This is a genomic window from Pseudoalteromonas sp. APC 3691 (genome assembly GCF_030408135.1).
In the GTDB taxonomy this organism is placed as follows: Bacteria; Pseudomonadota; Gammaproteobacteria; order Enterobacterales; family Alteromonadaceae; genus Pseudoalteromonas.
The window spans coordinates 22,284-46,455 of record NZ_JASDCB010000001.1 but is presented as its reverse complement, the minus strand read 5'-3'; the positions used below and the strand labels follow the sequence as shown (position 1 = coordinate 46,455).

Genomic DNA, 24,172 nt, shown 5'->3' with positions numbered 1-24,172 from the left:
AACTTAACGGGCGTTATATTTTAATACACACGTACTTTTCTTCTAAGTACTCATCAAGCCCTTGATGACCGCCTTCTCGGCCTAAACCAGATTGCTTAACACCACCAAATGGCGCTACTGGGTTTGATATAACACCTTCATTTACGCCGACCATACCAAATTCAAGCCCTTCACTAACTCGGTAAATTTGCTTAATATTTTGGCTGTAAAAGTAGGCTGCTAGACCAAATGGTACATCGTTAGCAAGTGCAAGCACTTCACTTTCTTCATCAAAAGGAATAACCGTCAATACTGGACCAAATACCTCTTCGTGGTAAATATCCATTTCTGTGGTGACATTGTTTACTATTAATGGATTTTGAAAGCTGCCACCTAAGTCGCTATTATCGCCAACCAGCGTCGCGCCTTTATCGAGTGCGTCTTGTACTAACTTCTGTACTTTCTCTTTGGCTTTAGGGTAAATGAGTGGACCAATATCAACATCGTCTTCAAAACCATTTGCCACTTTTAACGCTGCAACCTTAGGCGTGATTTTTGACAGTACTTTGTCGAGAATATTACGCTGTATAAAAATACGGTTTGCAGCAACACATGCCTGCCCACTGTTTCTAAATTTAGCCGCCATTAGCCCTTCAACAGCTTCATCTAAGTCAGCATTATCAAAAATAATAAAAGGTGCATTACCGCCAAGCTCCATCGAGGTGCGTTTAATTGTGTCTGCACATTGCGATAGCAACTGCTTACCTACACCGGTAGAACCGGTAAATGTAAACTTACGCACAACTTCTGAATCAGTCAGCATTTTGCCTACTGTTTTGGCATCTTGAGAAACCAGTACATTAAATGCACCTTTAACAAAACCAGCTTGATCAGCTAAGTAAGCAAGTGCGATAGCACAAAGTGGTGTGTGCTCAGAAGGTTTTAATATAAAGCTACAGCCCGCAGCGTAAGCTGGCGCTACTTTACGAGTAACCATAGCAATAGGGAAGTTCCACGGCGTTATACCAGCTACAACACCTACAGGCTGCTTAAAGCTAGTTAAACGATGCGAGTCATCTGTTGGCGGAATTACATCTCCGTAACTACGTTTGGCTTCTTCTGCAAACCATTTGATAAAACCTGCACCGTAATCAATCTCACCAAGGGATTCTTTGAGTGGTTTGCCTTGCTCTTTAGTCATCAGCTCTGCAAGTGTTTGCTTGTGCTTTATTACTAGCTCATACCAGCGCATCAAGGTTTCGCTTCGCTCAGTGGCATTTGTCGTTTTTAACTTAACAAAAGCCCCTTGAGCTGCGGTTATTGCGCTATTTACACCCTGCTCGTCAATATCACTTACTTCAACAATACTTTTTTCGGTAGCGGGATCGTTAACGCTAAAGCGCGTATCAGTTTTATAAAATTCGCCGTTAATAAATGAGTCTGAGAAAATAAGATTACTCAAAATAAACCTCCGAAATAGATTTTAGGGATTGGGTTGAACTCGTAGCAGCGGGTTTAACCCGCGTTTATATAATCTAAAAAATACGTGATCATTTTGATGTTCAAGTTTGAGATTAGAAAAATTTAACTTAAAACGTTTGATATTTAAAAACGCGACATAAAGTCGCTGCTACGTATTTATAAATGCTTTCTTGAAACAAAAAAGCCGCTGTATCAAACAGCGGCTTTTAATATATACATCGTTAAAAACTAGTGCTCTTCATTAACGATATTGAGATTGTACTTAGGTATTTCAACCACTAGGTCTTCATCTCTAATGATTGCTTGGCAACCTAAACGTGACTCAGGCTCTAAACCCCAAGCTTTATCTAGCATGTCATCTTCTAGGTCGTCACTTTCATCTAATGAGTCAAAACCTTCACGGATCACTAAATGACACGTTGTACATGCACATGATTTTTCACAGGCATGAGGAATGCTAATGCCATTTTTAAGCGCGATATCAAGTACCGTTTCGCCAGCTGGCGCTTCTATTGCAGCACCGTCAGGACACAACTCCGGATGGGGAAGAAAAACAATTTGTGGCATTCTAATCTCTCTTATATATTGTCTACTGACTGGCCTGTTAAGGCTTTTTTAATTGATGCATCCATTCTACGCGCGGCAAAATCACTACTCGCATTGTCCATTTTTTCAATGGCTGCTTTAATTTCGCTTGGCTCTTGTGCACGCTCGCGTACTTTTGCAAGTTCGTTTATTTCCACTTTTAGCGCCGCTAGTTGCTCAGGCTCAAGTAAATCGCCATCAGCAGCTAATGAGGCTTCCATGGCTTCTATTACACGAAGCGCTTCAACTTGTTGCTCTTTAAGCATACGCGCTTGCATATCGCCTTTAGCGTTACTCATCGACTCTTTAAGCATATTAGCAACTTGGTCGTCAGACAAACCAAACGACGGTTTTACTTGTATTTCTGCTTGAACGCCGGTTGATTTTTCCATGGCTGATACGCTTAGTAAACCATCAGCGTCTACTTTAAAGGTAACGCGAATATGCGCCGCCCCCGCCGCCATAGGAGGAATACCTTTTAAGCTGAACTTTGCCAGCGATCGACAATCGTCAACCAGTTCACGTTCACCTTGTAAAACATGCAACGACATAGCCGTTTGACCATCTTTAAACGTAGTAAATTCTTGCGCACGCGCAACCGGAATCGTGGTATTGCGTGGAATGATTTTTTCTACCAAGCCACCCATAGTCTCAAGGCCTAGCGACAACGGTAACACATCCAGCAGTAACATGTCTGAATCTGGCTTGTTACCAATTAATACGTCTGCTTGTAATGCGGCACCCAGAGCAACAACACGATCAGGGTCAATTGAAGTGAGTGGCTGTTTGTCAAAAAACTCGCCAACTTGGGTACGTACCAATGGCATACGGGTTGAACCGCCAACCATCACAACTTGTAGTACTTCTTGGTTTTCAATACCGGCATCTTTTACTGCACGACGACATGAGCGGAGCGTTTTTTTAACCAGTGGCATAGCCAGCTCATTAAATTTTTCTCGCGTTACTTCAACCATGTATTTTTCATCGTCAAACTCAAGGCCAACATTCACTTTTTCGTATTGGCTGAGTGCTTCTTTACAGGCTTTGGCTTTATTAATGAATAAGCGTAATACCGAAGGAGATAAGCTTGTCACGCCGGTTTCTTGTTTTAGGTAATCAACTAATAATGAGTCAAAGTCGTCGCCGCCGAGGCTAGAATCGCCACCGGTGGCTAGCACTTCAAACACGCCTTTATTAAGACGCAGAATAGAGATATCAAAAGTACCGCCCCCTAAATCATAAACGGCGATAATACCTTCTTGCCCTGAATCTAAACCGTAAGCAACGGCAGCGGCAGTAGGCTCGTTTAGTAAGCGCAGTACATTAATACCGGCAAGTTCAGCCGCATCTTTAGTGCTTTGGCGTTGTGCATCATCGAAATAGGCTGGTACGGTGATAACCGCGCCTAAAATATCTTGATTACCAAAGCTTTGTTCTGCACGTGCTTTTAAGGCACCTAAAATATGACTTGATGCTTTTACTGGACTGATTTTTCCCGCAGCCGTTTCGATAGCCAATGCACCACCATCATCGCAAAACTGATAAGGCAGTTGGCCATAGCTTTGCTCTATTTCGGCTTGGGTTTTACCTAAAAAGCGCTTCACTGAAATAAGCGTATTAACCGGATCGAGTGTAGCTGCTTGCATTGCATCATTACCCACGGTAATGCCGCCAGCTTGATAACGAACCACTGAGGGTAACATCGCTTCGCCTGACTCATCAGTAATAGTACGAGCTTCGCCGCTTTGTACGGTTGCAACCAATGAATTTGTAGTGCCTAAATCAATTCCAATGGCTAATTTGTGTTCATGTGGTGCCGCGCTCTGCCCCGGCTCAGCAATTTGCAATAATGCCATAATGCTCTTTAAACTCGTGTTGCTCGCTTTGCAGCAAGTAATTAATCGTCAAATAAACTGTCTTCAATGCGTTCAAGTTCGTCTTGTAACTTATATACAAATTTTAATTTGCGAATGTTGTCAGCAGCGTGTTGATATTGTTGCTCATCGTTGCTTGCAAGTTGCTCAGCCAATTCGTTGCTATACTGGGCTTTTAATTGCTTTATTTGCGACTCAAAATTAGCAATAGCGATATCTGGATCACTTGCAGAGGGAAGTTCTTCAAGCTCTTCGCGCAGTTCCATTTGTTGCATCAAGAACATGGGATCTTGCAGTGTTTGCTGCTCAGCGCGAATATCAACGCCCAGCTCACTCAACATATATTCAGCACGTTTAACCGGATGCTTAAGTGTTTGTAATGCGTCGTTAATTTCAGCGGTACTTTGTACGGCCATTAATTTATCACGACTACTGGCATTAGCATGACGATCAGGGTGTACAGCACGTTGAAGTTCTAAGTAGTGCTTGTTGATCATTGCTAAGTCAATATTGTAGTCAACCGGTATTGCAAATAACTCAAAATAACGCATAACTTCTCACAAATGACAAAGCCCTACATTAACTGGCAGGGCTTATTTATATCTTAAAACAAGTTTGAGCTTAAACGGTAAAGCTTTCGCCACAGCCACACTCATCGGCTTGGTTAGGGTTATTAAATTTAAACCCTTCATTTAAACCTTCTTTAGTGTAGTCGAGCTCGGTGCCGTCGATATAAACTAAGCTTTTAGCGTCAACAATTAAGGTAACGCCTTTGGCCACAAATGTTTCATCGTCATCGTTTAGCTCATCAACAAACTCTAGAACATAAGCAAGACCTGAACAGCCCGTCGTTTTAATGCCAACTCGCAGGCCAATGCCTTTACCACGGTTTGCTAAAAATGATTGTACGCGGTTTGCTGCCGCATCTGTCAATGTCACTGCCATGAGTTTCTCTTCTTACTTCGCTTGTTTGCTTTTGTAGTCTGCAATTGCTGCTTGAATTGCGTCTTCGGCTAAAATTGAACAGTGAATTTTCACTGGTGGCAACTCAAGCTCTGCACTGATATCAGTGTTTTTAATTGTCGCTGCTTCGTCTAGCGTTTTGCCTTTAACCCACTCTGTTACAAGTGAAGATGAAGCTATTGCGCTACCACAACCGTAGGTTTTGAATTTTGCATCTTCAATAACGCCAGTGGCAGATACTTTAATTTGCAGTTTCATTACGTCACCACATGCTGGTGCGCCTACCATACCCGTTGCCACTGACGGATCGTTCTTATCTAGAGTACCTACGTTACGTGGGTTTTCTACGTGGTCGATTACTTTATCACTATAAGCCATTATTCTATCCTCATTACCTGCTAGGGTATGTGCTCACACTATTAGTGGTGAGCCCATTCAACTGAATCTAAATCAATACCTTCTTGATGCATCTCCCAAAGTGGAGACATCTCACGTAGGCGACCGATAGAGTTTTTCATTAATTCGACGGTGTAATCAATCTCTTCTTCGGTAGTAAAGCGACCAATACTAAAACGAATTGAGCTATGTGCTAATTCGTCGTTACGGCCAAGTGCACGTAATACATAAGAAGGCTCTAAGCTTGCAGATGTACAGGCTGAACCTGACGATACTGCAATGTCTTTTACTGCCATAAGTAACGACTCACCTTCAACAAAGTTAAAGCTGATGTTTACAATACCCGGTACTGATTGGTCTTGTGTGCCGTTAAAGTATACTTCGTCCATATCAGCCATAATGCCGTCGATTAAACGATTACGTAAGGCGCTGATGTGTGCGTGATCTTTTTCGAAATCTTGCTTAGCAATTTTAAACGCAGTACCCATACCCACTAATTGGTGAGTTGCTAGTGTACCAGAGCGCATACCGCGTTCATGTCCGCCACCGTGCATTTGCGCTTCAAGGCGAGCACGTGGTTTACGACGAACGTAAAGTGCACCAACACCTTTAGGGCCATACACTTTATGTGCAGAGAACGACATAAAATCAACTTTAAGCTGTTGCACGTCGATTAATACTTTGCCCGCGCTTTGCGCTGCATCTACGTGGAACATAATTTTACGTTCGCGACACATTTCGCCAATAGTCGCGATATCTTGAATCACACCTAGCTCGTTATTAACGTGCATGATGCTTACAAGTACTGTGTCGTCACGCATTGTGTCGGCAAGTTTTTGTAAATCAAGTAGGCCGTTTTCTTCAACGTCCATGTAAGTTACTTCAAAACCTTGGCGCTCAAGCTCACGACATGTGTCGATTACAGCTTTATGCTCAGTTTTAGCGGTAATAACGTGCTTACCTTTTTTCTTGTAAAACTGTGCTGCACCTTTAATAGCAAGGTTATTTGATTCTGTTGCACCCGATGTGAAAACAATTTCACGTGGGTCTGCATTAATTAAATCAGCAATATCTGTACGCGCTTGGTCAACAGCTTCTTCTGCTTGCCAACCAAAACGATGTGAGCGTGACGCAGGATTACCAAACTTACCGTCCATTGTCAGGCACTGCATCATTTCTTTAGCAACACGTTCATCAACAGGCGTGGTCGCTGCGTAATCTAAATAAATCGGTAACTTCATTTCTCTCTCCGCTGCAGGTCAACCTTAAAGTTGACAGCTTACTTGAATGTTTTCCAACTGCTTAATTGCATTATTGATACTGTTATCTTGGCGCGATGCTATTTCTTTCACATCTGATTTTTCCACCAATTCAGCAAGGGTAATATTATTCAAAAACTCTTCTATGCGTGCGCTTAAGTCTGACCACAAATTATGTGTTAAACAACGCATACCACTCTGACAGCCGGTATCGGCACCTTGGCAACGTGTTGCATCGACCGATTCGTCTACGGCGCTAATAATATCGCCAACAGAGATAACGCCCGCTTCACGCCCTAGTAAATAACCACCACCAGGTCCACGAACAGAACTTACTAGGCCATTTTTACGTAAACGAGCAAATAATTGTTCAAGGTAAGACAAAGAAATTTCTTGTCTTTGTGAAATATCAGCAAGGGCTACAGGACCTACACCTGTGTGTAGTGCAACATCCAGCATAGCTGTAACGGCATATCTGCCTTTTGATGTTAACTTCATAACGCCCCCTGCACAAAAGAGTGCAAATTTTAATTACCAGAGTAAATTAGTCAAGTATTATCACTTGATAAAAATTTGATTTATAAACTCTTACTTTTTAAATTGTAGAGTTAACAAACTTTCAATACTTGACCTCTTTGGTCAAGTATTACAGCCATTGTAATTACCTGAGTATTTTAGTCAAGTATTAGCTAGTTATTTACCTATTGGTTTTTATAACTAATAGCTATACCTAAGTTACTTAGGGATAGCCTTATTAATTGAGGTGAGAATACCGCGTAAAATATTCATTTCGGCATCTTCAGGGTGAGCTCGGTTAAACAAACGGCGTAATTTAGTCATAACTAAACCAGGGTGTTGTTTGATGATAAAACCTGTTTTGAAAAGTGTATCTTCAAGGTGATCATAAAACAGCTCTGTTTGCTTTGAGCTTGGGTAAACAGCATCGTCTTCTTCAACCTTTTTAGGTTGTTGATTTAAAAATGCCATACGCGTTTCGTAGCTAAGTGTTTGTACGGCCATTGCTAAATTAAGCGAGCTGTATTCTGGATTAGCAGGAATACATACATGGTAATTACAAAGCTGTAATTCTTCGTTAGTTAAGCCGCTGTTTTCACGACCAAATACTAGCGCTACAGGGCCATTTACCGCTTCAGCAACGAGTTTTTCACCACATTCACGTGGTTCAACCATTGGCCACGAAAGCGTACGAGAACGCGCACTTGTGCCAATCGTTAATGTGCAGTCAGCGATAGCTTCTTCAACGGTACCTACAATAACTGCATTGCCTAAAACATCAGTTGCGCCTGCAGCTAATGCACTTGCTTGGCTGTCTATTTCGCAAGCAGGATCAACTAAATAAAGTTTTGATAAACCCATGGTTTTCATGGCGCGAGCCGCCGAACCAATATTGCCCGTATGTGACGTGTTAACTAAAACAATGCGAATATCATCTAAGATCATTACTGTGCTACTTTGCTATGCCAAAAAATTGCGCAAATTCTAACATGAAAGTGCAATAAGATCCTAGATTCAAAAGGCTAGATCCTAAGATCTAGCCCAATATAACAATTCTTTCATCGATAAGTGTCGCTGCAAGCAAACTATGGTTTCAGCGACATAAGATCTGTCGCTGCAAGCAAACTATGGTTTCAGCGACATAAGATCTGTCGCTGCAAGCACGGTATGGTTTAATTATGTCATAGTATGGTTGTATTATGAAACTATGGTTGCAGCGACAAGATCTAGGGGTATAACACCAATTTTTTTTGATGTTTAAACCATTGCCGCCTTTACATAGACATCAAAACGGTTCTTTTTGGTTTTGATCTGCATACTTGGGGTTTTGTCATTTAAAAATGGGGCGTAATCGGGGCGCTTTACTACTACACGCTTACTGGCGAGTGGGTAGGCAAAATCAAGTAGGTCGTCAGCGTCGTTGTCTGCACCAACTAGCTCTTGAAATACGCGCATTTCTTTTTTAACTAATGCTGATTTTTCGCGATGCGGGAACATAGGATCTAAATAAACCACATCGGGCATGCTTTCACACTGCGATAGTAGGGTATGGCTTGAACCAAATATTAGGCTCATATTTTCTTTCATCCACAAACCAATTTCAATATCGCTATAGGCTCGCTTTAAACCATCGTATAAAAGTGCAGCTACAACCGGGTGACGTTCATGTAATATAACTTTGCACCCTAGCGAGGCAAGTACGAAGCCATCTCGCCCAAGGCCTGCGGTAGCATCAAGTACAACAGGCGTTGCACCTTTATTTAAGCCAACCGCTTTGGCAATTGCTTGCCCTTTACCACCGCCAAACTTACGCCTATGGGCGGCGGCACCGGTTACAAAGTCAACGTTAATTGCACCTAGTTTGGGCTCGTCGGTTTTAAATAGGCTTAACCCTTTATCGTCGTAATGTAAGCTAAAGCCACTGCAATTTTGCGCCCATTGGGCTAAACCAAAGCGTGTTTCTAATTCATTTAAATAAGGACGTAACTCTTTAAAAGCACACTGAATAACCACAATAAACTCCGACGATAAAATACGCCTGTAGTATATCAACCGCTTTACTTTAAAGCACTAAAATAGCTCTATATCGCTATGATGATTAGTATTAACCTTTGCGGCTTCCGCTTTAGTGCGTAAATTAGATATAAGTTCATTGCGGCTTTCGGCAACCTGTTTAAGCTGATATTTGATAAAGGCTAAATCACTATTAGCCGATACAAATAACTGCATCGTTTGATCTAATTGAGATATATATAAGGTGAGATCCGCAGGATTTGCTTGTGTTTGTTGTAGCTTAATGGCGCAGTCAAGCTCATGTAGCTGCTCTATAAATATTTTAGTACTTTTGTTTTGCTCTACATTTTGAGTAGTTAACTGCTTAACAATGTCTTGAAGGGCTGTACTTATTTGAGCTGCCTGCTCATAACTGCTTTCGCTTCTTTCCATGGTAACAACCTTCTCGTTGGTCACTTCTAATATATGCGGGAAAAGATCTTTGTAGCGCCCGTACAAAGCATCGTTATCAACAGGCATATTTTTTATCAAAAGGGATACTTTGGGATAATTAATAATAGTACTGCTACCAATATCAACAAATCGTTGAGCATGTCGATGTTGCTCTAGCAGTTCTTGCTCTAGCGGGCAAACACCACTTTGCTGGCTGTAAAAAATACCTTTGCTTTGATACCAAAACACAACCACAACATCTAAATTTAAAGGTGCAAAAAAAGTAAAAAAGTGTTCGCTTAACGATTGAAAGTTATTAGCGTGATAACTTTGTCCAACGTAGCGCATTATACGCCCCATATCGCCCGACTCTGTCATTGCTATTTCAGCTGTTTTATTCGCTTTTACTATATCCAATTTAAGTTTTGCGCATTTTTGCCTATATTCGTAAAGTACCTTTATTCGCGCTATTAACTCTTCTGCGTTAAAAGGTTTTGTAATGTAATCGGATGCGCCGACGCTGTAACCTTTTACCCGATCGCTTAGCTCTATTTTAGATGAGAGAAACATAACGGGAATATCTTGAGTATTTTGACTTTGCTTTATTGTTTTACATACGTCATAACCTGACATACCTGGCATTTCAATATCGAGTAAAATAATATCTGGGTTGTATTTATTGGTTAGCCTTAATCCTTCATCGCCATCTTTTGCATGAATTATTTTACAAAACTCTGCTAAAGACTCTTCAATTATATGATGAACATACTTGTCGTCATCAATTGCCAATACCAACTTTGCCATGCCTTAGTCCATTTTATTAGGTGTGCTAAAAGCATAGTACGGTAGGATGAAATTACTAAAAATTATTAGATAATAATTTTAAAATAATAAAAAAGCGCCATTAAGGCGCTTTAATTTGGTTTGTGCTAAATATTAATTTTTAAACAGCAATACCGCTATGACGTAGTAACGCGTCGACATTTGGCTCACGACCACGAAACTTTTTAAATAATTCCATTGGCTCTTCGCTACCGCCTTTTTCTAAAATGTTTTGCATAAAGGCTTGCCCTGTTTTAGCGTTAAAAATACCTTCTTCTTCAAATTTAGAAAATGCATCAGCAGAAAGTACTTCAGCCCATTTATACGAGTAATAACCTGCACTATAACCGCCGGCAAAAATATGACTAAAACCATTTTGAAAACGGTTAAACTCAGGCGGTTTAACGATTGATGTACGGCTACGTACATCGTTTAGTACTGCTTGAATTTGGCATTGCTCACCCACTTTGTAATCGTTATGGATTTTAAAGTCGAATAACGAAAACTCAATTTGACGTAGCATTTGTACGCCTGAGTTATAGTTTTTAGCAGCAAGTAACTTATCAAGTAACTCTTTAGGTAACGGCTCACCCGTTTCATAATGACCTGAAATAAAGCTCAGGGCTTCTTCTTCATAACACCAGTTTTCTAAAAACTGACTAGGAAGCTCTACCGCATCCCACGCCACGCCATTAATACCCGCAACAGGGGCAGCATCAACTTGTGTAAGCATGTGGTGAATACCATGACCAAACTCGTGGAATAAGGTTGTCACTTCGTCATGAGTAAACAATGCAGGTTTATCGCCAACCGCTTTATTAAAATTACACACTAAATAAGTCACTGGAGTTTGTAGTTCGCCGTTAGCACGTACTTTACGACCCATACAGTCATCCATCCACGCACCACCGCGTTTACGGTCGCGTGCATATAAATCGAGATAAAAACGTCCACGTAAGGTATTGCTGCTATCTACAATTTCAAAAAAACGTACATCTTTGTGATAAGTATCAAAATCAGTAACTTCTTTTACGTTAATACCAAATAAGCGGTTAACGGTTTCGAATAAGCCACTTAATACTTTATTTGCAGGGAAGTAAGGACGCAGTACTTCATCTGAAATAGCGTATTTTTCTTGCTTAAGTTTTTCGCTGTAGTAACCAAAATCCCATGCCTGTAATTCAGAAATACCATGTTTTTGCTCAGCATAGGCTTTTAACTCTGCCACTTCTTGCTCTGCTTGTGGTTTTGATTTAGCCGCTAGGTCTTCTAAAAACGAGAATACTTGCGCCGGTGTTTCGGCCATTTTAGTTGCCAGTGACTTTTCAGCATAGCTGTTAAACCCTAGTAACTGTGCAAGTTCATGGCGAAGCGCAAGCTCCTCACTCATAATCTCTGAGTTATCAAATTCACCAGCATTAGGGCCTTGATCTGATGCGCGCGTAGAAAACGCAGTGTAGGTTTCCCTGCGTAGTTCGCGGTTATCTGCGTAAGCCATTATGGGTAAATATGATGGAAAATCGAGTGTAAATAACCAGCCATCTAATTCTTTACTTTTTGCGGTATCGGCTGCAAGTGCAAGAGCTGATTCTGGCAAGCCAGCTAAGTCGCTCTCATCAGTAATATGCTTGTGCCACGCTAAAGTCGCATCCATTACATTGTTGCCAAATTTTGAGGCAAGCTCAGATAAGCGTGCGCTTATTTCGCCGTAGCGTTTTTGTTGTTCTGGCGCTAAAGCAATACCCGATAATTTAAAATCACGCAGCGCATTAGTAATTGTTTTTTGCTGTGCTGTAGTCAGCGTTTTAAATTCGTCGCTGTTATAAAGCGTATTATACGCGTTGTATAAACCTTGATGCTGACCTACAAATGTTGAATATTCAGATATTAACGGTAAGCACTGCTCGTAAGCTTCACGTAATTCGTCGTTATTCATTACTGAATTTAAATGCGATACAGGGGAAAACATGCGCGATAATTTATCGTCAGCTTCTTCAAGGGGTAATACTAAGTCATCCCACGTGTACGAACCTTTAGCTAACACGTCATCAATGGCTTTACGACAAAGCTCAATACCGTCTTTTAGTGCGGGTACTACATACTCAGGCTTTATTTTTGAAAATGGTGGTAAGCCTTCAAGGCCAATTAGTGGGTTGCTCATAAATACTCTCTTTGCGTTAATGCATTACGTTTTAAATTGGGTCTAAAAGTAAAAAAACAACTCAGCCGCTTCTAAGTTGTTTAATTTTAATAGGGTTGCTCTAAAGCAAAACACAAATAACCCATTAATGAGTCGGCCACTTTATAACGTTCTAGTACCGTATCAACTAGGTTATTACTGCATATTTGTTTTTGAGTAAGTGGGCTAATGGCTATAAAGTCTTTTCGCTTGAGCTCATCTATTAAGGGGTGCTCTTTTTCAAAACCTCTTGGTGGGCGTTTTAGCGACTCTCCTGACATTTCAAAAATAGATTTAAATTGCTCATTATAAATTGCTTTTTTATAGCTATTTGGGTTTTCATCTATGCAGGTTCTAATTGCGTTAAGCGCCTTTGATTCTGGTCGCCAAATACCAGCACCTATAAAGCATTCGTCATTTGCTAAGTGAAAATAAAAACCCGGGGCGTGTACGTTTTTTCCCATAAAATGGCGAAATTGAATCCCTACATTAATTTTATATGGGGTTTTATCTTTACTAAAACGCGCATCCTTATGGATTCTCATTAAACTACCGCCCACTTTTTTATCTGATGCGACAAAATGGCTAGAAACCTCAGCAAGTGGTGCTTGCATTTGCCTAATGAAATCTAAAGCGGGCTCTCTTACGTATTCCTCATACTGTGATTTATGGTCGTTAAACCAGTCTCTATTATTGTTTTGATCAAGCTGAGCAAGAAATTCGAATGTTTTTTTACTAAACATAGGTCACCTAAACACTCTTTATTTTTAAAACTTAATGTTATGCTAATGCGCATAAAACTCAACGCCTAAGGACATAAAATGACACAACACTTTGATTATATTGCAATCGGTGGTGGCAGTGGTGGTATTGCCTCTGCAAATAGAGCGGCAATGCGTGGCGCTAAAGTAGCACTTATAGAAGCAAAACACATGGGCGGCACGTGTGTAAACGTAGGCTGCGTACCTAAAAAAGTAATGTGGCACGGTGCTCAGGTTGCCGAAGCTATTAATTTATACGCCCCAGATTACGGCTTTAATGTTGAAGTTAAAGGCTTTGATTGGAGCAAGTTAGTAGAAAGCCGCGAAGCCTACATAGGCCGAATTCATAAAGGTTATGACAGTGGCCTTGCTAGCAATGGCGTTACTGTAATTAAAGGCTTTGCTAAATTTGTAGATAATAAAACAGTTGAAGTAAACGGCGAGCATTACACAGCCGATCACATATTAATTGCAGTAGGTGGGCGCCCAAGCATTCCGCATATTGAAGGTGCTGAGCACGGTATCGATTCTAATGGCTTTTTTGAATTAAAAGAGCAACCTAAACGCGTTGCAGTAATAGGCGCAGGTTATATAGCTGTAGAACTTGCTGGTGTATTACATGGTTTAGGTACTGAGACGCATTTATTTGTTCGTAAGCATTCTCCGCTTCGTAACTTTGACCCGTACATTGTAGATACGCTTGTTGATGTTATGGCTGCTGAAGGCCCTACTCTTCATACAGAGTCTGTACCCCATAAATTAGTTAAAGAAGACGATGGCTCAGTAACGCTTCATTTAGATAACGGCAAAACTCACAACGTTGATCAAGTTATTTGGGCTATTGGCCGCGAGCCAACAACCAATGCTATTAACGTTGCTGCAGCTGGCGTAGAAGTAAACAGCAGTGGTTTTGTAAAAGTTGATGAGTTTCAAAATACCACAGCTAAAAACGTTTATGCTGTTGGTGATATTATCGAAAACGGTATTGAACTTACACCTGTAGCAGTTAAAGCAGGGCGTACTTTATCAGAGCGTTTATTTAATAAAGAACTACCTGATGATTTAAAAATGGATTACAGCCTAGTTCCTACTGTTGTATTTAGTCATCCACCGATTGGTACTATTGGTTTAACTGAGCAAGAAGCTATTTCTCAGTATGGCGAAGAAAACGTTAAAATTTATCAATCTGGTTTTACGGCTATGTACACAGCGGTAACTAAACATCGCCAGCCTTGTAAAATGAAACTTGTATGTGCCGGCCCAGACGAAAAAGTAGTTGGCCTACATGGGATTGGTTTTGCGGTTGATGAAATGATTCAAGGTTTTGCAGTTGCCATGAAAATGGGCGCAACTAAAGCTGATTTTGATGCCGTTGTTGCTATTCACCCGACTGGCTCGGAAGAATTTGTAACGATGCGCTAGGCGCTAAACTCTAAGTTCTTAATTATAAAAAGCCCTTGCTAAGTAATTAGTAAGGGCTTTTTAATGCTTGTTATATTATTCACAGCCAACGTTACATCTAAAACCTTTATTCAACATTAAATTAAATTTATAGTCATCATTTTTAACACCAAGCACCTTAGACCAATAAAAACACTAAAAGTTTATATTTTTTTTGGCTTTAAGGCGCTTTTACAATTAGAATCTCGCGCATTTATAATACTCTTGGTTTTTTATGTTTTTACTACGATCTTTTATTTACTTACTGTTCCTAGCGGGTGTTGCTTATTTAATTCAACTTGAAGAGTTTGAGTTACAGCAAAACGCACTTTACAGTGAAGAAACTCTTACTGAACATATGCAAGATGTTTTAACTTTTTTAAGCTGTATTTTGTTTTTCTATGCTTCGCGGATTAACTTTCAACTCAAAATACCGGCAGTATTACTTGCTGCGTTATCGGCAATGATGTTTGTAAGAGAGTTTGATACCTACCTCGACTTATACTTTTTTGATGGCGCTTGGCAAAGTATCGTCTATTCAATTTTAGCTGGCGTGTTTGTTTATTTAATCACAAAGAGAGGGAATATTTTTAACGCTTTAAAAGCCTATAGCCTCACTCCTAGTTATGGAATTTGCTTATCAGGCATGGTTACTTTACTCGCGTTTTCGCGAATAATGGGCAAAGGTGCATTTTGGCATTCAGTAATGGGAGATGCCTATGTACGCGTAGTGAAAAACATTGTTGAAGAAGGAATAGAAACACTTGGCTATACTCTAATTTTTATTTCAGCCATTGAGCTTGTACTCATATGCCGAAAGAGAATGGCTAAAAATCACAAACATTGCACTGATGAAGCAACTCAATAGCATCGCTCCATTTTATATTGGTTACTTTTTTTTGCGCTAAGTTTGCTAATTGGTTTAATAAATCAATATACTGAGTCTGTTTTTATCAACTCGCGTTTAATTGGATATTATGACTAAAGATATATTGCTGCATCCGTTTCTTCTTTCAATTGTAATGATCACAATTGCATTTGTACTAAAAGTGCTTGTTGATAAGCTCGCTAAAAATCGCGCAGAAAAAAAAGAAAAAGATATTCGCTACATCGCACACAATATTAAGCACTTTATTAATTTTGTAATGATGATATCGCTGCTATTTGTGTGGTCTACTGAAATTCAAAACTTTGCACTTTCTATTGCTGCTTTTGCTGTGGCGATTGTGCTTGCAACGCGCGAGTTTATTCAGTGTGTAATAGGCTTTTTTTACCTCGTAACAACTCGCCCGTTTAGAGTCGGTGATTGGATACAAGTAGGTGATTACTTTGGTGAAGTAGCTGAAACTGATTGGATAAAAACAACCATGCATGAAATTGATATACATACTTATCAATTTTCTAGAAAAACCATATACATACCTAATAATAAGCTGATTACCAGCTCTATTAAAAACTTAAACTTTGTAAAACGCTTTGTTACACATCATTTTATTATTGTTCGTCGAGAGAGCTTTAACCCGTATCCTATTCACGACACACTCACTGAACAAGCTAAACTCTACTGCGAAGAGTTTCAAGAAGTAGCAAGTCGTTATAATTCAATGATTGAGCGTAAACTCGATGCAAAAATATCTGGTCCAGAACCAGTAATTCACTTTGGTACAACCGATTTAGGTGAATTTAAAGCAAGCTTCACCTTGTTTTGTCCGACAGAAAAAGCGCTTGAGATAGAGCATAAATTAACAGAGTGCTTTTTTGCGTTATGGTATAAAGAAGCTGAAAAAAATAAAGAGGATGAAGGAGAAGTATAAACCCCGCCTTCATTAAAACAAAAAGCGCGAATTTACTTCGCGCTTGAGTAATATTTAAGCTGTACCACCGACCGTTAACTGATCAATTTTAAGGCTTGGTTGGCCTACGCCTACCGGTACGCTTTGACCATCTTTACCACAAACACCAACACCTTTATCAAGTGCTAAGTCGTTACCAACCATAGATATTTGCTGCATTACTTCTGGGCCATTACCAATAAGCGTTGCGCCTTTAATTGGTTGGGTAATTTTACCATTTTCGATTAAATACGCTTCTGATGCGCTAAATACGAACTTACCTGACGTGATATCAACTTGTCCGCCGCCAAAATTAGGCGCAAATACCCCTTTTTTAACTGAGCTTATAATATCGGCTTGGCTGTGCTCACCACCTAACATGTAAGTATTAGTCATGCGAGGCATTGGTAAATGTGCATACGACTCACGTCGTGCGTTACCGGTAGGATTTACACCCATTAAACGCGCGTTTAGCTTATCTTGCATATAGCCTTTTAAAATACCGTTTTCGATGAGTACGTTGTAAGCGGCTGGTGTGCCTTCATCATCTACATTGAGTGATCCACGGCGATCGGCCATGGTGCCATCATCAACCACAGTACACAGCTCAGATGCTACTTTTTGGCCCACTTTACCACTAAACGCAGACGCGCCTTTACGATTAAAGTCGCCTTCAAGGCCATGCCCTACCGCTTCGTGTAAAAGCACGCCAGGCCAACCATTACCAAGTACAACTTCCATCGTGCCTGCAGGTGCATCAATAGCCTCAAGATTTACTTTAGCTTGGCGTACCGCTTCTTCTGCAAATTCCATCCAACGCGGTTTACCATCAACAAGCTCTTTAAAGTAACCATAATCTAAACGTGCACCACCGCCTGCGCCACCGCGTTCACGGCGACCATTTTTTTCAAGCAGTACTGAGCAGTTTAAACGAATAAGCGGGCGAATATCGGTGGCAAACGTACCATCACTTGCTGCGATTAATACTTCTTCGTATACCGCTGACATTGAACTAATTACTTGCTCTGCATCTGGTGCTAGTTCACGAATATAGTTTTCAAGTTCGCGTAATAAACTCACCTTGTCGGTATCGCTCATACTCGAGATTGGCTGATGCGCTGCAAACTGCTCTTTAGCTTTAACATCACTAAATACTTTAATCGCTCTATCTTCACCAGCATCTGCAATGCTACGAGCCGCTGTAGCCGCTTTATTAAGCGCTTCAAGATTTATTGCATCAGAGTAAGAAAAACCTGTTTTTTCGCCGCTTACAGCACGTACACCAACGCCGCGCTCGACGTTATAAGAGCCTTCTTTAACTAAGCCGTCTTCAAGCACCCATGATTCGTGGTGACTAGATTGAAAATATAAATCGGCGTAATCCACTTTATGCTGATGTATATAAGCGAGCGTTTTTTCGAGCTCTTCTCTATTTAGCTGGCTGTCGTGTAGTAAATGCTGTTCAACCGAATTCATAATAAATGCTCTCTAAATCGTTGATGAGACTGCACGGGCATATCTCGTCTAATTTTTTGTAACTGGTCTAAGTCTGCGCTGCAGCTTATAAAACCGGTGCCTGTTGGCAGTTCACTCAGGATATTTCCCCAAGGTGAAATAATAATACTGTGGCCATATGTTTGTCGGCCATTTTCATGTGTACCGTGTTGAGCCGCTGCAACCACATAACATTGTGTTTCTATTGCGCGCGCTGTTAATAACGGCTGCCAGTGTGCTTGCCCTGTAGGGACTGTAAATGCACTGGGTACTAAAATAATATCGGCGCCTTGGCGTACTAGTTCGTTGAATAAGCCACTAAAGCGCAGATCATAACATACTGTTAAGCCTATTTTACCAAAGGGAGAATCAACAACAACCACATCGCTACCTGCTTGGGTAAAATCTGACTCTCGATAGCTACCTGTTTTATCATCTACGGTTACATCAAATAAATGTATTTTGTTATACGTTGCAACCAGCTCGCCCTGATTATTATATAAGTGCGATGCTGCATAATATTTATGTTCGTTAAATGGCTCAGGCATTGTTCCTGCATTTAACCAAATATTATGGTGTTGGCACAATTCACTAAGTTGTAGTTTGTATCGCTCAACTTGCTTAGCAACACGTAACGTATCGTTACCACTTTTACTAAACACTAAAAAAGCCTCAGGCAAACAAACAAGTAATGGCCTTGTTGTTGGGAGGGTTTTAAGTACGCGCTTTAAGCTTGCTAAGTTGTCATCAGGGCTTAGCCCTGAACACATTTGTAGGGCAACTATTGTGGGTGTGCTTATGTTTGCTGTTTTGTTCATTGCATTACTGTTACTTGAGCATCTTTAAGTTTTAAATCGACTGATGCTTGTGGCTGATTTTGCGCAGCTTGCGGTAGTGTAACTTCACGACTTTTTCTGTCGAGTTCTTGAACTATAGGATCGTTCATTTTACCCGTTACTTTAAAATTTATCTCTGAGATAACGCGTGCAGAGTGAATAACTTTATCAATTGCTAAGGCAGCAAGCCCTGTTACTGGATTTACCATCCATGCAACTATAACCGGAATGCTCGAGGTTACTTGTGGCGCTACAGCAAGGTCATAGTCTATATCTAGCGTATTTAAATTTGCGTAGCCTTTAATAGTTAAATCGGCGGGCACACCGTCCATTTTGGTATCTTTAGTGTAAGCGATACCTTCTTCTAGCTGCATAGAGCCTTGCATGCTGTTATAAAAAAAGCCCTTTGAAAAGACATCTCTAAAATCAAGTTTTAGCTTACGTACTAATGAATCAAGACTCAGTAACGAAAATACGCGTGCACCACCATCACTTATTTCAGTTAAGTGACCTTCCCCTAAATCCCAAGTAACCTCACCACTTAAAGTTTTCACATCAAAATCATAAGGTGCTGCTTGCCAAGTAAGATCATAATTTAAATCGGCTTTTGAGTCCTTAATTGCAGAGGTAATATCAAACTCACCAAACAATGCGCCTATGTCATCACTTTTAAGCTCGCCACTTAGCGTTGTTAAGCCATTTTGCCACTGCCCTTTAGTGCGTAGCACATGATCGCCTTTATCGACCACAAGCTCTGATATTGATAAGCGCTCGCCATCACCCAATAATGACGCACTCACTTTATCAAGTTGGTAGCGGTCAATTTTGCAGTCACTGCATTCAAACTCAATGGCAGGTATTTTAGTAAGCCAGCTCAAGTCTTCCTCGGGAAGTACATCTGTTATTTCAAGTGCTTGCTCATTGTCCGGTACAAAATTAAGCCTTAAGTAATCAGCATTAATTCGTATTGGTTGGCTAGGCTGTGATGTAGGAATAAACACCCCAGCTCTAAGTTCTTTAGCATTTAGCTTTAGGTATAAATCGTCTTTTGATGGTGCTAAACGCATTTCAAAATCATTAAAGATGATGTTACTCGCATCAAGCATACCTATATTTGCGACCACCTCATTAAGCGGTGGCATAATCCCTTTTGATTTTTTATCTGGGTTTGCTTTACCTGCTTTAATTATTTGATCAATCAGATCAAACCAAGGCACTAATTCACTCTGCTCAAGATTTATATTTACGCTTAAGTCTTTTTGGTTTAATCCTAAATCTTGTTTTCCGAGCACAAAATGGACATTACTAAACTGTGATTTTCCATTTTCTAAAATAGCATTAAAGTAAAACTGTTGATTAGCGTTTGCTGTAATGAGATTAGAAATATCATCACCTTGAACTACTGCATCAAGCGCCCACGCTTGTTCGCTATTTTTATTATAAGGTGCGGGTAAGTTACTCGTTAAGCCAAGTAGTTCTGAGTTTACCTGTGCACGGTAATTAAAGCCTTGTTCGGTAAAATTAAGTACCAAACCAATATCAACATCGCTTTGCCCACTTAAATAATTTTTTAATATACCTTGTCCACTATCTATTAGTGTATCGGCGTCAATTTTGGCGTTTATATCTATATTTGCTTGGTAATTTTTTGCATCACTTTTACTGCTGTAATTAATATTTAGCGGCATGCCCAACCACTTCGCAGTCGCATTTTCAAGTGTGATGTTGTCGTTTTTAAAATTAAGCTCGCCAGTTAAGTTTTTAAGCTCAATTCCTGGCGTTGCTATAAATACTGGCAAGTCATTTAAATTAACTTTGCCGCTAACACTGGCTCCGCCTTTAAACTTAGAGCCTACTAAAAGCTCAATACTGGCATCGGCTTCGCCTTTGCCCTGTACAACTTTAAAAATTTCAGCAAGAGGTTTGGCAATAGGTGTCGCTGCAAAAAAGTCATGTAACTTTTCCAGCTCTGCTTTTTTATCAATTTGCACAATAAGTTCATCAGCATTCATTAAATCTGCAATGCTCACCTGTACACTATTACCAATATCTAAATTAACCAACTTGCCTTGCTGGCTATATATATCCATACGCTCATTATCAAAATGTAGCTGTACATTGGCATTAGTGACCAAAGGCCAATCAGGATCAAACTCATAGGTTGCGTTGTCTATTTGCGCTAATACATTAAACTGACCGCTGCCATCGGTGAATGGAAAACCAGATAAAGGTCCTGCAAATAAGACTTGTGCTTTAGACACTTCTCCGCCTTTAATTGCGCCATTTAAATAGCTAACGAGCTCAGGGCTCATAGCTTTTAATGGGAAGTAATGACCTGCAATGTTGGCATCTGGGGCGAACGCTTCAGCGTAAAGATCTAATCGAGGATCATCTGTTAGACTAATTTGTAATTCTGCAGCAAGAGTAACTTCATTATTATCAAACCATATATTGTCACTACTTATATGCCAGCCATCATCTCGCTTAGCTAAATCTAGCTCTACATTTAGCTGATTATAATTTATGTCGTTACTAAAGCTTTCGCCTGTGATCAATGTACCATTTTCACCAAATAAATTTATTCGACCACTACTTTGATTAAGTAAACCACTTACTCTAAGTTCTTGTGCTGCAGGTACAGACCTTAATTCTTGCCAACCAATATTGTCAGCCTCAAACCATAATTGCCATTGCTGTGCATTAGAAAAATTTAAATAAGCTTGATCTATTTGCCCACTAGGTTGGCGCTCTAAAAATGGTTCAAGTGCATTAAAATTACTTAGCCCTGCTAGGTTACTCAGTAATTCAAAATCAACTTGATGGAGCCACACTTTATTTTGCGACCCTAGTTGAGCTTCAAACTCTAAACTTGGCCATGCTTTATCGTTACTATTAAATGTTAAACCGGTGCTTTTTAAGTGCCAGCTATTTTGTTCTGGATATAGATGGAATCCACCTTCACTCAAACTAACTTGGTGGCTTTGCTCTTCTCGATGCCAGCGTACAAAGCTTGGTAACCACTGCATTTTCACATCACTTACAAGGCCTTTATCTAGTTTTAGCCATGCTTGTAAATTAATATCGCTATGCAGTTGTTGCTTTTGCGTATTTATATATTGTGCTAACCAGTTAGATACATCGACCTTATTAGCCTGCACATAAATGTCGCCCGCAACCTGCTCTAGGGTATCGCCAGTAAGTGCAATGCGCGCGTCAAAGTCTCCGACCGAAATACCCGGCAGTGCTAAGCTTCCACTACCAAGATGCTGCTCATCTTCATTTTGCCAAACAATGTTTTGAAGAAGTAATTTACGTTCTTTACCGTCTTCTAAAATAAAGTTAATACTGGAATTTTCTATTGCAAAATGACCCGTTTTACCCAAAAACAGTTCTTCAATTAGCTCTTTTTGCTCAAAAGAAACTTCGTCGTTATCACCGGTTTTAAATAAGTTGGTGATATTTACACTGGTATGAAAACCATTAATAACAAAATAATTAGATCTAAGTTGCAGTGCTTTTAAGCTTTCCCATAGGTTTAGCTCTAAGCTGGTTTTAGCAATGGTGAGTGATATTGGCGCGGTTTCGTTATCTTTAAACGATAAATTTTCTAGCACTAATGCAGGACCACTGCCCTGCCAACTAGCTGATATTTCGCCAATAGATAAGCTTATTTCAAACTTTTCGTGTAAATAGCTTTCTATGTCACCTTTGTACTCGTTTGCATACGGGAGGGTATATTTTAAAATTGAAACAATAACGGCCAGTAATACCAAAATTATGGCGCAGGTCTGCCATAACTTTCTAAAACAAAAAAAACAGACCGCTTTTGCTTTCATTACATCATTACCACATCAAACTGTTCTTGGCTGTATAAGCTCTCGGTTTGAATATTGACTTGCTTACCAATAAATAGTTCAAGCTCAGCAAGGTTATGATACTCATCGTTTAGTAGGGCCTCACTTACAGCCGGCGCTGCATACACCATAAACTTGTCTGCTGCGTATGCTCGGTTAACACGCACTATTTCACGTAGTATTTCGTAGCAAACCGTTTCAACTGTTTTTTGTGAACCACGACCGGAGCATGCAGGGCATACATCACATAAAATATGCTCTAAGCTTTCGCGTGTACGTTTACGCGTCATTTCAACAAGGCCAAGCGCTGAAAGCCCATTAATATTCGTTTTAGTGCGATCTTTTGCAAGGGCTGCTTCAAGTGAATGAAGCACCCGTCGCTTATGATCTTCACTTACCATATCGATAAAGTCGATAATGATAATACCGCCTAAGTTACGCAGCCTGAGCTGGCGGGCAATTGCAGAGGTTGCTTCTACGTTGGTATTAAAAATGGTTTCTTCTAAATTACGATGCCCTACAAATGCGCCAGTATTAACATCAACAGTCGTCATTGCTTCTGTTTGGTCAATAATTATATAACCACCCGATTTTAGCGTAACTTTACGGTGTAGTGCTTTTTGAATTTCGTTTTCAACGTCAAACAAGTCAAATATAGGCCGCTCGCCTGGGTAGTATTCAAGCACTTGAGAAAGCTGTGGAACAAACTCTTCAGTAAATAACTTTAGCTCTTCATGAGTAAGTTTAGAGTCAACGCGAATGCGCTCCATATCTTCGCCTACGTAGTCACGTAGGGTTCTAAAGGCAAGCGTTAAGTCTTCATGTAGAATACTGGCTTTACTGGTTTTTTTGCGACGAGCTGTAATTTTTTCCCATAGTTTTCTTAAAAAACCGGCATCGTGTCGTAATTCTGCTTCGCTAGCGCCTTCGGCTGCTGTGCGAACAATAAAACTGCCATTTTCATCGCCATATTCTGCGACTATTTTTTTAAGGCGCGAGCGCTCTTCTTCAGTTTCAATACGCTGACTAACCCCTACGTGGGTCGCATCTGGCATAAACACTAAATAACGAGAAGGAATAGTAATATCAGTGGTAAGTCTTGCGCCTTTAGTGCCTAGCGGATCTTTTACCACTTGCACCATAATGTACTGGCCTTGACGAACTAACTCTCTAATATCTTGTACTTTTTTTATTGGTACGTCGTCTACGCCTTCAACAATAGAGGCACTATTTACAATATCGGATGCATGCAAAAATGCAGCTTTTTCAAGGCCGATATCAACAAAAGCAGCCTGCATACCCGGAAGTACACGGCTTATTTTTCCTAAGTAAATATTGCCTACAATACCTAGATTACCGATTCGCTCTAGCTGTATTTCTTGCAGTACACCGTTTTCTATTAGGGCAACACGGCTTTCGCTCGGTGTGACATTGATCAGTAATTCTGTACTCATG

General features: G+C 40.3%; 20 protein-coding genes. 3 read left to right on the top strand and 17 right to left on the bottom strand.

What is annotated here, in order from left to right; genetic code table 11:
* Window positions 1–13: 13 nt before the first annotated feature.
* The 13 genes from QL998_RS00195 to QL998_RS00135 all read right to left on the bottom strand — a co-directional run bounded on the left by QL998_RS00195 (window position 14) and on the right by QL998_RS00135 (window position 13,243).
* Window positions 14–1,441, bottom strand: coding sequence for an NAD-dependent succinate-semialdehyde dehydrogenase (locus QL998_RS00195; RefSeq protein ID WP_182196173.1), 1,428 nt, complete (start codon window positions 1,439–1,441; stop codon window positions 14–16).
* Window positions 1,442–1,689: 248 nt separating this feature from the next.
* Window positions 1,690–2,028 carry an ISC system 2Fe-2S type ferredoxin gene (fdx, locus tag QL998_RS00190; RefSeq protein WP_008113929.1) on the bottom strand — a complete coding sequence of 113 codons (339 nt, stop codon included), beginning with the start codon at window positions 2,026–2,028 and terminating at the stop codon, window positions 1,690–1,692.
* 11 nt (window positions 2,029–2,039) lie between these two features.
* The gene (gene hscA / locus QL998_RS00185) at window positions 2,040–3,902 is read right to left on the bottom strand and encodes a Fe-S protein assembly chaperone HscA (RefSeq protein WP_290191880.1); all 1,863 of its coding nucleotides are present in this window, start codon (window positions 3,900–3,902) and stop codon (window positions 2,040–2,042) included.
* Between the two features lie 41 nt (window positions 3,903–3,943).
* Window positions 3,944–4,471 (bottom strand): co-chaperone HscB, encoded by a 528-nt coding sequence (gene hscB / locus QL998_RS00180; RefSeq protein ID WP_008113925.1) that lies wholly within the window; start codon window positions 4,469–4,471, stop codon window positions 3,944–3,946.
* Between the two features lie 70 nt (window positions 4,472–4,541).
* Entirely contained in the window at window positions 4,542–4,865 is a 324-nt protein-coding gene (gene iscA, locus QL998_RS00175) for an iron-sulfur cluster assembly protein IscA (protein ID WP_290191879.1), read from the bottom strand.
* Between the two features lie 12 nt (window positions 4,866–4,877).
* Window positions 4,878–5,261 carry a Fe-S cluster assembly scaffold IscU gene (iscU, locus tag QL998_RS00170; RefSeq protein WP_002958426.1) on the bottom strand — a complete coding sequence of 128 codons (384 nt, stop codon included), beginning with the start codon at window positions 5,259–5,261 and terminating at the stop codon, window positions 4,878–4,880.
* Between the two features lie 41 nt (window positions 5,262–5,302).
* Window positions 5,303–6,520 (bottom strand): IscS subfamily cysteine desulfurase, encoded by a 1,218-nt coding sequence (locus QL998_RS00165; protein ID WP_002958425.1) that lies wholly within the window; start codon window positions 6,518–6,520, stop codon window positions 5,303–5,305.
* Window positions 6,521–6,544: 24 nt separating this feature from the next.
* Window positions 6,545–7,036, bottom strand: coding sequence for a Fe-S cluster assembly transcriptional regulator IscR (gene iscR / locus QL998_RS00160; RefSeq protein ID WP_002958424.1), 492 nt, complete (start codon window positions 7,034–7,036; stop codon window positions 6,545–6,547).
* 237 nt (window positions 7,037–7,273) lie between these two features.
* The gene (gene trmJ / locus QL998_RS00155) at window positions 7,274–7,999 is read right to left on the bottom strand and encodes a tRNA (cytosine(32)/uridine(32)-2'-O)-methyltransferase TrmJ (protein ID WP_290191878.1); all 726 of its coding nucleotides are present in this window, start codon (window positions 7,997–7,999) and stop codon (window positions 7,274–7,276) included.
* 312 nt (window positions 8,000–8,311) lie between these two features.
* A complete protein-coding gene (locus QL998_RS00150; protein WP_024605444.1) occupies window positions 8,312–9,067 on the bottom strand; it encodes a class I SAM-dependent methyltransferase in 756 nt (251 codons plus the stop codon).
* Between the two features lie 57 nt (window positions 9,068–9,124).
* Window positions 9,125–10,303 (bottom strand): response regulator, encoded by a 1,179-nt coding sequence (locus QL998_RS00145; protein ID WP_290191877.1) that lies wholly within the window; start codon window positions 10,301–10,303, stop codon window positions 9,125–9,127.
* Window positions 10,304–10,442: 139 nt separating this feature from the next.
* Window positions 10,443–12,482, bottom strand: a complete 2,040-nt coding sequence (prlC, locus tag QL998_RS00140; RefSeq protein ID WP_290191876.1) for an oligopeptidase A — start codon at window positions 12,480–12,482, stop codon at window positions 10,443–10,445.
* An 86-nt stretch (window positions 12,483–12,568) separates the two neighbouring features.
* Entirely contained in the window at window positions 12,569–13,243 is a 675-nt protein-coding gene (locus QL998_RS00135; RefSeq protein ID WP_290191875.1) for a DUF2461 domain-containing protein, read from the bottom strand.
* A 78-nt stretch (window positions 13,244–13,321) separates the two neighbouring features.
* Between QL998_RS00135 and gorA the strand changes: the two genes are divergently transcribed.
* The 3 genes from gorA to QL998_RS00120 all read left to right on the top strand — a co-directional run bounded on the left by gorA (window position 13,322) and on the right by QL998_RS00120 (window position 16,515).
* Entirely contained in the window at window positions 13,322–14,683 is a 1,362-nt protein-coding gene (gorA, locus tag QL998_RS00130) for a glutathione-disulfide reductase (protein WP_024605448.1), read from the top strand.
* Between the two features lie 253 nt (window positions 14,684–14,936).
* Window positions 14,937–15,569 carry a hypothetical protein gene (locus tag QL998_RS00125; protein WP_290191874.1) on the top strand — a complete coding sequence of 211 codons (633 nt, stop codon included), beginning with the start codon at window positions 14,937–14,939 and terminating at the stop codon, window positions 15,567–15,569.
* Window positions 15,570–15,678: 109 nt separating this feature from the next.
* A complete protein-coding gene (locus QL998_RS00120) occupies window positions 15,679–16,515 on the top strand; it encodes a mechanosensitive ion channel family protein (protein ID WP_010553762.1) in 837 nt (278 codons plus the stop codon).
* A 54-nt stretch (window positions 16,516–16,569) separates the two neighbouring features.
* Here the strand turns inward: QL998_RS00120 and tldD are convergent, their stop codons facing one another.
* The 4 genes from tldD to rng are packed head-to-tail and all read right to left on the bottom strand — an operon-like array spanning window position 16,570 to window position 24,171.
* Window positions 16,570–18,009, bottom strand: a complete 1,440-nt coding sequence (tldD, locus tag QL998_RS00115; protein WP_197120445.1) for a metalloprotease TldD — start codon at window positions 18,007–18,009, stop codon at window positions 16,570–16,572.
* Complete coding sequence (locus QL998_RS00110; RefSeq protein ID WP_290191873.1) at window positions 18,006–18,845, bottom strand: carbon-nitrogen hydrolase family protein; 840 nt, start codon at window positions 18,843–18,845, stop codon at window positions 18,006–18,008. The genes tldD and QL998_RS00110 overlap by 4 nt, the downstream gene beginning before the upstream one ends.
* The gene (locus QL998_RS00105; RefSeq protein WP_290191872.1) at window positions 18,842–22,699 is read right to left on the bottom strand and encodes a YhdP family protein; all 3,858 of its coding nucleotides are present in this window, start codon (window positions 22,697–22,699) and stop codon (window positions 18,842–18,844) included. Before QL998_RS00105 ends, QL998_RS00110 begins: the two co-directional genes overlap by 4 nt.
* Window positions 22,699–24,171 carry a ribonuclease G gene (gene rng / locus QL998_RS00100; protein WP_182196160.1) on the bottom strand — a complete coding sequence of 491 codons (1,473 nt, stop codon included), beginning with the start codon at window positions 24,169–24,171 and terminating at the stop codon, window positions 22,699–22,701. The genes QL998_RS00105 and rng overlap by 1 nt, the downstream gene beginning before the upstream one ends.
* Window position 24,172: the final 1 nt, after the last annotated feature.